The organism is Glaciimonas sp. CA11.2 (genome assembly GCF_034314045.1).
Classification (GTDB): domain Bacteria; phylum Pseudomonadota; class Gammaproteobacteria; order Burkholderiales; family Burkholderiaceae_D; genus Glaciimonas.
This window is the reverse complement of record NZ_JAVIWL010000001.1, coordinates 4,232,590-4,246,492: the sequence shown is the minus strand read 5'-3', so window position 1 is coordinate 4,246,492 and position 13,903 is coordinate 4,232,590. Positions and strand designations below refer to the sequence as shown.

Annotated in this window: 11 protein-coding genes, 1 tRNA gene and 2 pseudogenes; 5 read left to right on the top strand and 9 right to left on the bottom strand. The window is 47.2% G+C overall.

Going from position 1 to position 13,903, the window contains the following annotated elements; all coding sequences use genetic code 11:
• Nucleotides 1-30: 30 nt before the first annotated feature.
• The 4 genes and pseudogenes from RGU75_RS18430 to RGU75_RS18415 form a co-directional block, all read left to right on the top strand.
• A pseudogene (locus tag RGU75_RS18430) lies at nt 31-249 on the top strand (IS30 family transposase); the annotation flags it as partial.
• 228 nt (nt 250-477) lie between these two features.
• The gene (locus RGU75_RS18425) at nt 478-1,035 is read left to right on the top strand and encodes a heme NO-binding domain-containing protein (RefSeq protein ID WP_322238453.1); all 558 of its coding nucleotides are present in this window, start codon (nt 478-480) and stop codon (nt 1,033-1,035) included.
• Complete coding sequence (locus tag RGU75_RS18420) at nt 1,022-2,806, top strand: bifunctional diguanylate cyclase/phosphodiesterase (RefSeq protein WP_322238451.1); 1,785 nt, start codon at nt 1,022-1,024, stop codon at nt 2,804-2,806. Before RGU75_RS18425 ends, RGU75_RS18420 begins: the two co-directional genes overlap by 14 nt.
• Nucleotides 2,807-2,812: 6 nt before the next feature.
• A pseudogene (locus RGU75_RS18415) lies at nt 2,813-2,935 on the top strand (IS6 family transposase); the annotation flags it as partial.
• Nucleotides 2,936-3,313: 378 nt separating this feature from the next.
• Here RGU75_RS18415 and RGU75_RS18410 read toward each other — a convergent pair.
• The 6 genes from RGU75_RS18410 to RGU75_RS18385 all read right to left on the bottom strand — a co-directional run bounded on the left by RGU75_RS18410 (nt 3,314) and on the right by RGU75_RS18385 (nt 9,093).
• Entirely contained in the window at nt 3,314-4,645 is a 1,332-nt protein-coding gene (locus RGU75_RS18410; RefSeq protein WP_322240655.1) for an IS4 family transposase, read from the bottom strand.
• Between the two features lie 106 nt (nt 4,646-4,751).
• A tRNA-Ser gene (locus RGU75_RS18405) sits at nt 4,752-4,841 on the bottom strand.
• 111 nt (nt 4,842-4,952) lie between these two features.
• Nucleotides 4,953-6,224 (bottom strand): radical SAM family heme chaperone HemW, encoded by a 1,272-nt coding sequence (gene hemW / locus RGU75_RS18400; protein ID WP_322238449.1) that lies wholly within the window; start codon nt 6,222-6,224, stop codon nt 4,953-4,955.
• A complete protein-coding gene (gene rdgB / locus RGU75_RS18395; protein ID WP_322238447.1) occupies nt 6,221-6,805 on the bottom strand; it encodes an RdgB/HAM1 family non-canonical purine NTP pyrophosphatase in 585 nt (194 codons plus the stop codon). The genes hemW and rdgB overlap by 4 nt, the downstream gene beginning before the upstream one ends.
• A gap of 219 nt (nt 6,806-7,024) precedes the next feature.
• Nucleotides 7,025-7,771 (bottom strand): ribonuclease PH, encoded by a 747-nt coding sequence (gene rph / locus RGU75_RS18390; protein WP_322238445.1) that lies wholly within the window; start codon nt 7,769-7,771, stop codon nt 7,025-7,027.
• A 305-nt stretch (nt 7,772-8,076) separates the two neighbouring features.
• Nucleotides 8,077-9,093, bottom strand: coding sequence for a serine/threonine-protein kinase (locus RGU75_RS18385; RefSeq protein WP_322238443.1), 1,017 nt, complete (start codon nt 9,091-9,093; stop codon nt 8,077-8,079).
• Between the two features lie 127 nt (nt 9,094-9,220).
• Here RGU75_RS18385 and RGU75_RS18380 point away from each other — a divergent pair, with 127 nt between their 5' ends.
• Nucleotides 9,221-10,126, top strand: a complete 906-nt coding sequence (locus RGU75_RS18380) for a YicC/YloC family endoribonuclease (RefSeq protein ID WP_322240653.1) — start codon at nt 9,221-9,223, stop codon at nt 10,124-10,126.
• Nucleotides 10,127-10,250: 124 nt separating this feature from the next.
• Here the strand turns inward: RGU75_RS18380 and RGU75_RS18375 are convergent, their stop codons facing one another.
• The 3 genes from RGU75_RS18375 to RGU75_RS18365 all read right to left on the bottom strand — a co-directional run bounded on the left by RGU75_RS18375 (nt 10,251) and on the right by RGU75_RS18365 (nt 13,648).
• On the bottom strand, nt 10,251-10,646 hold the full coding sequence (locus tag RGU75_RS18375) for a lysozyme inhibitor LprI family protein (RefSeq protein ID WP_322238442.1): 396 nt from the start codon (nt 10,644-10,646) through the stop codon (nt 10,251-10,253).
• A 315-nt stretch (nt 10,647-10,961) separates the two neighbouring features.
• Nucleotides 10,962-12,272, bottom strand: coding sequence for a homoserine dehydrogenase (locus RGU75_RS18370; protein ID WP_322238440.1), 1,311 nt, complete (start codon nt 12,270-12,272; stop codon nt 10,962-10,964).
• A gap of 146 nt (nt 12,273-12,418) precedes the next feature.
• On the bottom strand, nt 12,419-13,648 hold the full coding sequence (locus RGU75_RS18365; RefSeq protein WP_322238438.1) for a pyridoxal phosphate-dependent aminotransferase: 1,230 nt from the start codon (nt 13,646-13,648) through the stop codon (nt 12,419-12,421).
• Between the last annotated feature and the right edge of the window lie 255 nt (nt 13,649-13,903).

The window sequence follows — 13,903 nt, the reverse complement described above, 5'->3', positions numbered from 1 at the left end:
TCATCAAAGTCAGTAATCTACTTGATCGACTCGATGACGTTGATTAACGCGAAAGAACCGATGTACACTCACAAAGTCCTTACCGAGCGCACCGGCATACTGATATATTTCGCTGACCCATATAGCCCATGGCGGCGGGGATCCAATGAAAATACCAATGGCTTGCTCCGCCAGTACATGCCCAAAGGTTCAGACCTGTTGATCTACTCAGAGGACGAGCTTGACGCTATAGCCTTATCGCTCACAATACACGAGCACGCCTCAACTATAAAACACCACTCGTTGTCTACATGCAGCAAATCGCTTTACTCCAACACCCAATAGATACTGTTCATTAACCCAGTGTTACGCTTCCTATTTGAAACCGCCCTTCCTCTACCACGCTGGCAATCAATACCATCGTTGCGTCCAAAATAATTATAATGCTATTATACAATATTTGCACATAGAAATTATGCACGAACTGTAAGGATAAATATGAAGGGCATTATTTTTCAAACATTTATTCACATGATGGAAAAAACATTTTCCATCGAAATGGCTGATGAAGTCATGTCTGCGGCGACGTTAGAAACGGGCGGGGCTTACACAACTGTCGGAACATATAAATATCCTGAAATAATCGAAATGGTAGGTCATTTAAGTGAAAGGACAGGAGTGCCCGTACCCACGCTGCTTTGCGCGTTCGGAAAAGACTTGTTTACCAGTTTCACGCGATCTAACATTAATCATTTGGAAAATGTGAACTCCACTTTTTCTCTTCTGAAAGTATTAGATAACAAAATACATGTTGATGTTAAAAAATTGTATCCCGATGCAGAATTACCAAGCTTCGAATACAGTAATTCTGATCCTTTAGTATTAATTTTAGTATATCGTTCCCAACGTCCTTTTGCGGACTTGGCTGAGGGGTTGATTCGTGGTGCTATCAGCCATTTCAATGAGTCGATTTCGTTATGCCGAATAGATTACCCTTCTCAACAAGGCGTGCATAGTCGATTCACACTCACAAAAACATTCGATGACAACGCCTAACGAGTTGAACGAACGGCGGTTAGCCCGGGCGGATAGTGCACGGCAACAAGCTGAATTGCTATTGGAAGAAAAAAGCCTTCAACTTTACAATGAGGCCCTCAAACGAGAGGTAATAGTCGCGGCCTTAATAGAAAGTGAAGAACGTTATAGATTGCTAGTTGAGCTATCGCCATTTTCAATTTTAATTGAAGTTAAAAAGCGAATCGTTTTTGTAAATCCGGCGGCACAGACGCTTTTTTGCGCATCAAGTCCGGGCGATCTTTTGGGCCGTTCTTTGGTTTCTTTGTTTGCATCTGGTTACGATACGTACAATAAATCGGCTGCTGGCCATGAAGACCAGGCCTGCCTACTGGACGGTCGTTTGCTTGACGTGAGTGTCAGTTGCATTAGGTACACTTATTTTGGCCAGCCCGCAGTACAGATAAATTTACAAGATATTTCAGTTCAAAAAGAGCTCCGAAAGCAGTTACACCATCAAGCTACGCGAGATGAATTGACTGGCCTTGTCAATCGGAAAACTATGCGCCATGGTTTAAATGACGCCATCACATATGCCGCTAGCAACAAGCAATCAATTGGGGTGATATTTTTAGATCTTGATCGATTTAAATCTGTTAACGACAGTTATGGTCATCATGTCGGTGACCTGTTGTTAAACGAAGTGGCAAAACGAATTTTAAAAGAGGTCTTGTCTACCGATATCGTATGTCGTCCTAGCGGGGACGAATTCATACTGGTAATACACGAGAGGGCAGATGGTACACCGTTAGCGCGTGTGATCCAAGGCATCATAGACTCGATCGCGCGACACATGATAATCGAAGATAAGACTTTAACTATTACGTGCAGTGCTGGCGTAGCAATATATCCATTTGATGGGGGATCTGCTGAACTACTTTTAAAAAGTGCCGATATCGCCATGTATAACGCGAAAAGATTGGATCAGGCAAATTTTCAATTTTTTACAAAAGCAATGGAGGTAAAAGCGCTTGAACGGGTAGTTATCGAGAAAGCTTTACGCACAGCCTTGGTAAAAGATGAATTCGTTTTGCATTACCAGCTTCAAGTAAATGCTGAAACAAAGCAAATCGTCGGCATGGAAGCATTAATTCGATGGCATCATTCAAAGCTTGGCAATATAGTACCCGACCGGTTTATAGGAATTGCAGAGGAAAGTGGCTTAATTATTACGGTTGGAGATTGGGTATTACGCACTGCTTGTACACAAACGAGAGCATTGTCCAAGCTAGGTTTCCATCAGATACGGATAGCTGTAAACGTCTCTGCACGACAATTTTCTCAAATAGACTTTGTCGACTCAATTGCCCGCACACTCAAGCAGACTGGATTGGCTCCTCAATATTTAGAATTGGAGCTGACAGAACGCTTGATTATGAGCGATGTCGAGCTTGGAATTAAAAAAATGCATGCACTTAAAGACCTCGGGATTACGTTGTCGATTGATGATTTCGGTACTGGATATTCGAGCCTCTCATATTTAAAACAATTTCCTATAGATGTCCTCAAAATTGATCGAATCTTTGTGCAGGACATCTCCATTAATGCGGACGATGCGGCCATTGTTCGATCCATCATCTCGCTAGCGCATAATCTAAAATTACAAGTCGTGGCAGAGGGCGTCGAAACACAAGAACAAGCCAATTTTCTACGCGCACATGGTTGTGATATATTGCAGGGATATTTTATATGTGAGCCTTTGCCTTGGGACCAGTTAGAAATATTGATTACCAAACAGCGAGGTTGTATTTAGGGTTCTGTACTTGCCGGCATCGAGCTCATGCACATGATCCGCAAGGGTCAGTTCGCGCTCGATGGCGCCACTGCCATGTCGTTCGCCGACCAGTTTTATGCGCTGGCGGGACAAATCCGTCGACTGTGATCGGGAGGCATACCCGGCACGGAAAAATCCGCCTCGCGCTCAACAATGCGACAGAACCGTCAATTTAACCTCATGCCCAAACTCAAGCAAACGCCGCGCCATATTTGCAAAGGACTCAAGAAATTTGGCTTACTTGAGTTGCTTGATGAACTTCACCAGTCTTTATATTAGCTCCATGCAAATGGATCATTCACGCATCGTGCGGCAAGCCCAGATTCTGATTAGCCGGAACGGTAATATCCAGTAGCTTCGGCTTTGGCAAATGCAAGCTTTCCATCAAGGCTGTCAATGCCGGAGTAAAGATGTACCAAATGGCGCGTTAAAAGTGTACCAATCCGGGTTAATAAATAGAGCCGTTGAGGCCCTAATGCCGTTCACTTAAGCAGGCTTTCTTAGAACGCGAGTGGCATAGCGCTTTGGTTTTGCCTTAACGGCCCGATCGAATTTTCGATCGGGCCGTTCGTCCTTGAGAAGGCTAACCAGCCTTTCACGCAGATGTTTCATTGAAGCAGGCAACTTGCCATAGGATCTGGTGACGGCAGTCCAGTGAAGCTCGAACTGGATCAAATGGAAGGCGCGGATGAAGCTTACTTCCGTGGGTTCGCATTTGACAACTAAAGCTGCCTTGGCAATCTCCAGGCGGATCAGGTTGTAGGCGATCAGGGTGCCCCAGATTTCCTGATATACCCCGTCCACGGTTTTTGAGCGCAGGGTGAGCGTGGTTCCCAACATTGTCTGATTGAGTTCACGGTAACTTGTTTCGATACCCCAGCGACGCGCGTAGCAGTTCGCAATATCGAGAGGTTTGTAGCGGCGTTGGTCGCGTAGCGAAGTCAATAGAATACGTTTGCGCCCTTGGTGATCGACAATGGCAATGGCACGCGCCTCCCAGAACTGCGGCAACTCAGCGCACTTGGCACGCGCTTGCGGAGATACGCGCATACGCACTGTGAAGTCATCCTCCTCGTCATCGCCCTCAATGATTTCCCAGCGGGTATTCGATTTAGCGGGAATGATGAAGTGACGTTCGCTGCCGCCACGGGTCAGCGCGCACAGAATTTCGGCTGACAGAAACCCCCGATCAAAGACAGTGAGCGAATCGTTGGGCACACCGTCGATGAGCTGTTTGGCATACAGCATTTCATTGGTACCGTAAGGGCCAAATGCAGCACTGTGAACAATATGCGTGGACAACGCGGTCAGCGTCACCCCACGTACCTGAGGATAGCTCGCGATGGCACCACTGGCATAATTTTGTGCCCCGAAGTGCTCCCGATCCTCAACAATGTCATGGGTGCGCAATGTGGTGCCATCCATGGCAAACAACACTAGCCCTTTGAATAAATAGGTGCCACGATCCTGCTTGCTCCAATGTTGTACCGAATGATCAAACAGCCATTTCAAAGGATCTGATCCAAGACGCTGGCGTGCCTGCGCCACTGCGCTCTTGCTGACAAAAGGGGTCTGTGAGTCTGGCACCGCCAAGCCGAGATCATCAAGTACTTCACTGATGGATTTGTGACGATAGAGTGCCAAGGCCACCATCAGCCACACTACTTGCTCGGCAGGCAAGCGCCGATGGCGGATGCTCGTGGCCTCGGTGCGCAGCACGGCCTGTTCAATCCATTCCACAGGCAAATGCTCTCCCAAACGACGCCAGTCAGGCGCTTCAAGGTGGTTTGCCAGGAAATGGAGAGTGTCATCGAGCATCGCCGCACAGGATAACAGCTGCAGCGAGCGTATACAAGCCATAAATAAAAATGCCGTCCAGTCTTAACTGAACGGCATTACCGTCATAGGGGCTTTTTGGTAAAACTGGCGGAAGCGGTGAGATTCGAACTCACGAACGGGATAAACCGTCGCTAGTTTTCAAGACTAGTGCCTTCAACCACTCGGCCACACTTCCAGAGAGACGAATTATACATAAGTCGCGCTGAAATGACGATAGCTGGATGCTAAATTTTAGACAATGTTTGAATTTTTTTGTTTTAAATGTCATTAGCGGGCTTAATTCTAATTAATCTACCAAAAACATCTGCTGTAAATCATTCAAAAAGCGTTCCCCAAGCGCTGTAGGTTTAATCAATTTATGATCTCGATAAAGTAAACCTTTTGCTTCCGCGTCATTTAGAGATTTTTCGATCGTACTCAGAGACATGCCGGTTCGTTCGGCAAATAGATTGACCTCGAAACCGCCATTTAGCCGCAATGCGTTTAGCATGAATTCAAATCCTAACTCGCCTCTTTCAATCTCAACCTCTTCTTGCACTACGTTGCCAAGTCTGGTTTGTTCCAAATAGGCTTTGGGTTGCTTGTAGCGGACTTGTCGAATCACGCGATGGGGAAAGGATATTTTTGAGTGCGCACCGGCACCAATACCCAGATAGTCCCCAAACTGCCAATAATTCAAATTGTGTCGCGCTTGTCGACCGGGCTGAGCGTAAGCCGATACTTCATAATGTCCATAACCCGCTTCGGCCGTTAACGCGGTGATCATATCTTGCATTTCGGCGCTGGCATCATCATCAGGCACTAGCGGGGGATATTTGGCGAAATAAGTATTCGGCTCCAGCGTCAAGTGGTACATCGATAGATGCGGGGGGGCGAAACCGATAGCTGTCGTGACGTCATGGTGTGCTTCTTCCTGCGTCTGGCCGGGCAACGCATACATCAGATCCAGATTAAAGTTATCAAATGTCTGTTGCGCGATCTCGACAGCGCGACGCGCTTCGCCATCATCGTGAATCCGCCCTAATGCTTGGAGGTGGCGGCCATTGAAACTTTGAATTCCAATCGACAGCCGATTTATTCCACTAGCGCGATAGGACTTGAACTTCTCGACTTCGAAAGTACCCGGATTAGCCTCCATCGTTATTTCGGCAGCGCCATCCAGCGGTAGTAGTGCACGAATATCCGACATTAAGCGATCGAGTCCCGCTGCAGACATCAAACTGGGCGTTCCTCCACCGATGAAAATTGAGTATATCTTGCGACCCCAAATAAGCGGTAACGCATTTTCGAGATCAGCCCGCAACGCGGTGAGATATTCTTCTTCTGGAAAACCGCCCTTTGCCTCGTGCGAATTGAAGTCGCAATACGGGCACTTTTTGACACACCACGGAAAATGTACATATAGTGATAGCGGCGGTAATGCGCTCAGATGTAAATGTCCTGGCTTTAAATAAGCGAGCGCTGCTTGCGCTGCGCCGTCCAAAGTTTCAACCGAACTTTCTGCCGAGGCCACTTTTGTTTTGGTTGGCGTGCTGCCAATAAGCTTAATAGGAATCATCGCAATTTTTCAACTAGTGCGCGTAACGCCTGACCGCGATGTGACAGAGCATTTTTTTCACTCGAAGTCAGCTCAGCGGCAGTTTTTCCTAAATCAGGCAACAGAAAATGCGCATCGTAACCAAATCCACCATCGCCGCGTGGTTCCGCGATGATTTCTCCGTGCCAGCTGCCATCTGCAATGACTGGCTGTGGATCGTTAGCGTGACGCACAAATACCAGCACACAATAATAATAAGCCGATTTGTCTTGATGCTGGACAAGATCTGTTACTAGTTTGCGATTGTTTTCCGCATCGGATTTGGGTTCGCCAGCATAGCGCGCTGACAATACGCCGGGTGCACCTTGCAGCGCATTAACGCATACGCCGGAATCGTCAGCCAAAGCGGGCTGCCCCGTCAGTCGGGCGGCATGACGTGCTTTAGTCAATGCATTTTCAACAAATGTCAGGTATGGTTCATCCGCTTCAGGAACGTTAAATTCGCCCTGTGGATGCACGTCGAATCCAACGCGGGAGAGCAATTGACCAAATTCTTTTAATTTGCCAGCGTTATTTGATGCTAAAACCAGAGTGCGTAACATAGATAGGTAACTCAAAACAAAACGTATAAAGACAATACTCTAGCATCGCTGGTAGAAGGAGGGTAAACAGGCAGAATCATGGCTATAGACAGGGCGCAGCATTTGTAACAAGCAGCGACCAAAACCGCGTTAAACGGCAGGCAAAAAGGGGGCCGATTTTATTTACCTGGCCTTGTGTCACGCGCTTCGATACTGCTTTGATGCCTGCCGATCAACGGACTATGCTGATAAGCCCAGTACTTCACGCTGCATCGCTATCAATTGACCGATACCGGTTTGTGCCAGATCCAGCAAACTATTTAGCGTCGAACGATCAAATGCCACACCTTCTGCAGTGCCCTGCACTTCAATAAAATGGCCGGCATCGGTCATCACCACATTCATGTCCGTATCGCAGCCGGAATCTTCAAGATAATCCAAATCCAGTACAGGCGAACCCTGAACGACACCAACTGAAATCGCAGCCACAAAATGCTTCAGCGGTATAGCGGCGATCGCCTTGCTATCGACTAGCGTAGAAAATGCGTCGTAAGCAGCAACCATCGCGCCGGTAATAGCCGCCGTGCGGGTACCGCCATCGGCCTGGATGACATCGCAATCAAGATGCAACGTTCGCTCGCCAAAGGCTTCCAGATCAAAGGCCGCGCGCAAGGAGCGCCCTATTAATCGTTGTATTTCTTGCGTGCGGCCAGATTGCTTACCACGCGCGGCTTCACGATCCATACGCGTGTTGGTGGAGCGTGGCAGCATGCCGTACTCTGCTGTCAGCCAGCCTTGCCCTTTGCCTTTTAGGAAACCGGGGACTTTGTCCGAAAGGCTTGCGGTACAAATGACTTTGGTGTCGCCAAACTCAATCAATACTGAGCCTTCGGCATGCTTGGTGTAATTGCGGGTCAGGCGCACAGGACGCAAAGCGTCGGCGGAACGGCCACTTGGACGGGTGAATTTATGTGAAGCAGACAGCATTGTTATTCCTTAATAATCGGTGATGCCATGAAAGGAGTCGTCGCGGTCGTTGATTTTTCTATAACGTACCGAATTTCTTCTATCGCTTTTTCGCTTTCCTCATCTTTAAACGTTTCACCTATTTAACAGGCGGTATGTCGAGAGGCTTGAATTGTCGCCGTGAAGGCCTTCATTGGCAAGGTGTGAATAACGCTTGAGGTCGATTGGTTTTCAATGTTACACGTGCTTTCCCACACCATCGCTGCTTTTGCCTACAATACGGATCGCGTTGCGATGGGCTTGAGATAAATTATCACTTAAGAGCACTAACATCGGGTATTTTCCTGAATGGTTTCCGCAGGAATTGGCAATCGGCGACGAAACTGTAAGTGTGAAAAAAACAAGCTCCGTACCTTGCGCGACACTTTATCCATAATTCGCAATTCTTCTTTATGTACAGGTGTCATTAACGCTCGCTGCAATGCAAATACACTTTGGGGGCGCTCTAAAGGATCAATCATCAGGCTCCAACGGACTACCTGAATTAATTCAGGGGTATAGAACCCTTCCAACTTACGAAAATGCTCCTGCATTTTGTCATTAAGCTTGCGCTGATCGACCGGTTGCGGTGGCGCACCTGTCATACACGCAAATATAGAGGCGCCAATACTATAAATATCGGTCCACGGCCCTAACTCACCATTTTTTTCATACAACTCTGCAGGTGCAAAACCAGGCGTGTACATAGGATATAGTTTGGGAGAATCAGTGCGCAACGTTTGTCGGGCGGCACCAAAATCCAGCAAAATCGGCGTCCCGTCAGCGCGTAAATAAATATTCGCCGGTTTGATATCCAGATGTAACAGCTTGTGCGTATGAACTTCGCGCAACCCATTCATGACTTGATGAAACATCTTACGTATAAATTTTTCAGAAACCAGCGGTTTTTCACCCTTGTCCCGACGTCGCAAAATATGCTCTTGTAGCGAGCGTCCTGACTCATATGCCATGACCATATAGACTGTGTCATTAGCGCGAAAGAAATTCAGTACACTAACAACGTTCGGATGGGAAATATGGGCGAGCGAGCGCCCTTCTTCAAAAAAACATTTAAGGCCGATGCGAAAAATAGGCAAATTTTCGGGAGGAATCGCCGGTGACAACTCCCCCCATTGACGTAATGCCAGCGAACTCGGCAAATATTCCTTTATAGCGACGGCATTGCCTTCATCGTCATAGGCCAGGTAGACAATACTGAACCCGCCCGAAGCAATCTTCTTTACAATGCGATATCCAGCGAGCTTAAGCCCATCAGGCAGTGGAGCATTGTTTTGTGCTGCCATACGATCGTAGTCCTATCAGTTGTCGGTGATTTTGATCCCATAATCTGCTGCGTGACTGAGATTGTCTTGATAATTCATAAATTTGTAAACAAGAATCAAAGAGGACTTTATTTTGACTATTTCCAGCATGACCGGCTATGCCGTCAATACCTATCAAAGCGCTGCCGGCACCATTACTATAGAGCTGAAAAGCGTGAATTCACGTTTTTTAGATTTGCAATTCCGAATTAATGACGATCTGAGGGCGTTGGAACCTGCGTTGCGTGAGGCAATTATGGCGCGCATCAGTCGTGGCAAAGTCGAGTGCCGACTAAGTTTTGGACGCAAAGCAGGTAATGACAGCAGCCAAACGTTAAATACGATGCTCTTGGCAGCGTTAGCCGAATTACAAAATACCGTGCAGAAACAGTTTGGTGAGGCGAGCCCGCTAACAGTTGGTGAATTATTGCGCTGGCCTGGCGTGATCGAAGAGACTGTCATTAGTCAGGATATGCTTCAAGCAGACGTTCAGACTACGATGGCGACGACGCTCGACGCCTTTGCTGAGTCACGCGTGCGCGAAGGTTCTGCACTGACTGCGACCATCATTGCACGTATTGATGCGATGGAAATCATTGTCCAAAGAATCACTCCATTGGTGCCACAAGTGATCGCCCAATTTCAGCAAAAGGCCATTGCCCGTATGCAAGAAGCCTTAGGTTTGGCTCAGCCGGATTCTACCGCAGCCGGCCCAGCGTCTGGGCTGTCGCGTGATGAAGCAATGGATAGGATTAGACAGGAAGTAACACTATATGGGATTCGGATTGATATTGCAGAAGAACTGTCTCGACTAGGTGCGCATTTAACTGAAACCCGCCACATTTTGAAAAAAGGCGGTCCTGTCGGGAAACGGCTTGATTTTATGATGCAAGAACTGAATCGCGAGGCTAACACGGTTGGTTCAAAAGCGGCGATCAAAGAACTCGCCGACGCGTCAATGGAACTTAAACTATTAATCGACCAAATGCGGGAACAAGTACAGAATTTGGAATAAAACATGCTTAACGTCGTGTGACTCAAAAAATGCAAACAGCGGCCCGCTCACGCCGGTCGCTTTTTATATGCGTTATTTTTTAGGGCTACCAACTACATCGCCGACACATAAGCACCGGACCAGATCACTGGTCGCTTGAGCTAAATTCCTTTAAATCTTTAGTTCGCTGAGCCGCATGTTGGGTCATGCAACCCAAGTAAGCAATGGTTCGGATTGTTCCGCCTTCGTTGTAGGTATAAATTGCCTTGCAATCATTTTCCCTGAATGTTACCCAGGCACGTTGCGCATTAACCAGATACTGCTTAATGACTGAATTCTGACTATCAGGCGTATCTTTGTCTGAGAATTTTTTTAACAACGATTGATAAACTTGGTTGAGGGAGCGATCGCTTTGCTCAAACTGCTTCTGTCCACATGCATTTATCTCAATGGTATTGCGCTGAGTGAGACAAGGGTCTTGCGCTTCAGCAAAGGCAGTCAGCGGCAAAAGACATACTAAAACGGTCAATAATTTATGCATACGGTACGATCCCAATCATGCTGCGCCACAACGTTAGGCGCTATAAAAGTTCTACTTGCCTCGTTATTCAACATCCGACATTACGACCAAGTGAGCAAAATACTGATTGCGTGTTCGTTAATTCAAATAACGAAAAAGGCCAGCACCCTATGCAATGCTTTTCAATTAAGCAAAAAAATATCCGTCTGAGTGGCGTTTATTATTTGCATTCACTAAACAGCAATACAACCTTTGCTGACCTTGGTAATGTCGTATTTTCTGCGCAAAAAATTAATCAAGCGCTATATTGAAGGGCATCTTTAAATAACACTCTGCTTAAGTCAACTCTTCCAGGCGAATCTTGGTGACCGTACCAACGACTGTCTCCAGTGCTTCGATTTTGGCAATAGCCGCTTCTACGTTTTTCTCTTGCGTTTGATGTGTCAGCATAATGATATCGGTACAGGTTTCCCCTTCGGCTGGCTCTTTTTGTAACATCGCGCTGATAGAAATCAACGAATCGGCAAGGATGCGCGTCACATCGGCAATGACGCCCGGTTGGTCCGTAACACGCATGCGCAAATAGTAACTAGTGGTGATTTCGGCCATCGGCAAAATCTCAATATCAGTCATCGCGTCTGGCTGGAAGGCCAGATGTGGTACCCGATGCTCAGGGTCAGCTGTCGCTAATCGGGTGATATCGACCAAATCGGCAATGACTGCTGAAGCGGTAGGCTCGGAACCGGCACCCTTGCCGTAATAGAGCGTTTCACCAACCGCATCGCCACGGACCAGCACCGCATTCATCGCACCCTCGACGTTTGCAATCAAACGACTTGCCGGTACCAAAGTTGGATGCACGCGCAACTCAATACCTGCCGCCGTCCGTTTGGTAATACCGAGTAACTTAATACGGTAACCAAGTTGTTCAGCGTAGCGAATATCCGTCGCCTGCAACTTTGTTATGCCTTCAACATGGGCCTTATTAAATTGCACAGGAATACCAAACGCAATTGCCGCCATGATCGTTAGCTTATGCGCCGCGTCTACGCCTTCAATATCAAAAGTCGGATCCGCTTCGGCGTAGCCCAAGCGTTGCGCTTCCTTCAGGACAACTTCGAAATCAAGCCCTTTATCCCGCATTTCGGACAAAATGAAGTTCGTAGTACCGTTGATGATCCCAGCGATCCATTCGATGCGATTAGCCGTCAGACCTTCGCGTAACGCTTTTATGATAGGAATGCCGCCAGCAACAGCGGCCTCAAATGCCACGATGACGCCTTTTTCCTGTGCTGCTTTGAAAATTTCGTTTCCATGAATCGCAATTAACGCTTTGTTTGCTGTTACTACATGTTTGCCATTCGCAATCGCTTTCAGGACCAGATCTTTCGCGATGCCGTAGCCGCCGATCAGCTCAATGACGATGTCAATATCTGGGTTATTGATGACCAGGTTGGCGTCGTTCACCACTTCCACTTCGCCATTGGTCAATTGTTTTGCGCGCTCAGTATTGAGATCGGCCACCATCGTAATTTCAATACCGCGACCAGCGCGTGCTGCGATTTCCTGCTGATTGCGTTTCAATACATTGAACGTACCGGACCCGACCGTGCCGATGCCAAGCAAACCTACTTTGATGGATTTCATAGTCTCTACTATCTGTAAAAAATGCTACTAGCGAAATGGCACTTAGGCCAATTCGACGGGATGAACAACAACATGAAGTTCATCGATTAATAAATTTAAGGTGTTAGCTGTATTCGATGTTTGATGTACTTCTTATTGAGAGCACTTTACGCAGTACCGTGCCGCTTGCGATACCCTTCGAGAAAGTGCGCAATTCGCCCAACCGACACTGCCAAATCGTCCGTATTTGGCAAAAATACCACGCGAAAATGATCTTGCGTCGGGCAATTAAAGCCAGTTCCCTGCACGACTAAGACCCGTTCCTCGGCCAGCAACTGATAAGCAAAATCCTGATCATCAGCAATCGGGTACATATGTGGATCGAGGCGCGGAAACATATACAGCGCCGCTTTTGGCTTAACGCATGTCACCCCAGGAATATCAGTCAGCAACTTATACGCCATATCACGCTGACGGGTCAGACGACCGGTGGGACTCACCAGGTCATTGATACTCTGGTAACCACCTAACGCGGTTTGAATCGCATATTGACCTGGTGCGTTGGCGCACAAACGCATTGACGCCAGCATGTTCAAGCCTTCGATATAACTTTTTGCATGTCTTTTTTCGCCCGACACAACCATCCAGCCAGCCCGATATCCGCATGAACGGTAATTTTTTGATAAGCCGTTAAAGGTAATAAACAGCACATCATCGGCAAGCGACGCAAGCGAGGTGTGGGTGTGCCCGTCGTATAACACTTTGTCGTATATTTCATCTGCAAAGATGATCAGCTGATGCTCACGCGCCAGATCAACTATTTCTTGCAGCAACGTATCCGGATACAAAGCACCGGTAGGATTATTCGGATTGATGACAACAATCGCACGCGTGTTGGCGTTGATTTTACTTCTTATATCAGCAATATCAGGGAACCAATCCGCTTTTTCATCGCAAATATAATGGCGTGGAATCCCCCCCGACAGACTCACTGCAGCAGTCCATAACGGATAGTCGGGCGATGGTACCAACACTTCGTCGCCGGTATTGAGTAGCGCATTCATACTCATCACAATCAGTTCCGAAGCACCGTTGCCAAGATAGATATCCTCAATCGTGACGCCCTGGATTTTCTTTTGTTGGGTGTAATGCATCACCGATTTACGTGGCGCAAACATACCCTTAGAATCCGTATAACCGGCGGCATTACCCATGTTGCGGATCATATCCTGAACGATTTCATCAGGCGGTTCAAAGCCAAACACGGCCAGATTGCCAATGTTTAACTTAATAATTTTGTGGCCTTCTTCTTCCATTTGCCGTGCTTTTTCCAGCACAGGCCCACGGATATCGTAGCAAACGTCGTCCAGTTTTTTTGATTTTTTAATCGTCCGCACAGCGCATTCCTTGTTAGTTGATGACAATCACATCCGCTAATGCGTGTCACTGGGTTGCTGCATTAATGGTTGCACTAAATGGCTACATTTAGGAATTACATTAACTATCCAGGGTACTAGCGCATCTCACTGACGTAAAAAAATAGGACAGAACTACCCATTTTGCCGAAAGCGAAGCGCTTTATCAATCAAATTATCATGTAATACCACGTCGTTCCCCATGGAAAACGCTACAATGCAGCACTTTATTTTCCT

Bases quoted from the DNA above. Each gene is read 5' to 3' on its own strand.
- RGU75_RS18410 (WP_322240655.1), bottom strand. From the start codon at position 4,645: ATGCTCGATGACACTCTCCATTTCCTGGCAAACCACCTTGAAGCGCCT.
- RGU75_RS18425 (WP_322238453.1), top strand. From the start codon at position 478: ATGAAGGGCATTATTTTTCAAACATTTATTCACATGATGGAAAAAACA.
- RGU75_RS18380 (WP_322240653.1), top strand. From the start codon at position 9,221: ATGACCGGCTATGCCGTCAATACCTATCAAAGCGCTGCCGGCACCATT.
- RGU75_RS18375 (WP_322238442.1), bottom strand. From the start codon at position 10,646: ATGCATAAATTATTGACCGTTTTAGTATGTCTTTTGCCGCTGACTGCC.
- RGU75_RS18385 (WP_322238443.1), bottom strand. From the start codon at position 9,093: ATGGCAGCACAAAACAATGCTCCACTGCCTGATGGGCTTAAGCTCGCT.
- RGU75_RS18420 (WP_322238451.1), top strand. From the start codon at position 1,022: ATGACAACGCCTAACGAGTTGAACGAACGGCGGTTAGCCCGGGCGGAT.
- rph (WP_322238445.1), bottom strand. From the start codon at position 7,771: ATGCTGTCTGCTTCACATAAATTCACCCGTCCAAGTGGCCGTTCCGCC.
- rdgB (WP_322238447.1), bottom strand. From the start codon at position 6,805: ATGTTACGCACTCTGGTTTTAGCATCAAATAACGCTGGCAAATTAAAA.
- RGU75_RS18370 (WP_322238440.1), bottom strand. From the start codon at position 12,272: ATGAAATCCATCAAAGTAGGTTTGCTTGGCATCGGCACGGTCGGGTCC.
- hemW (WP_322238449.1), bottom strand. From the start codon at position 6,224: ATGATTCCTATTAAGCTTATTGGCAGCACGCCAACCAAAACAAAAGTG.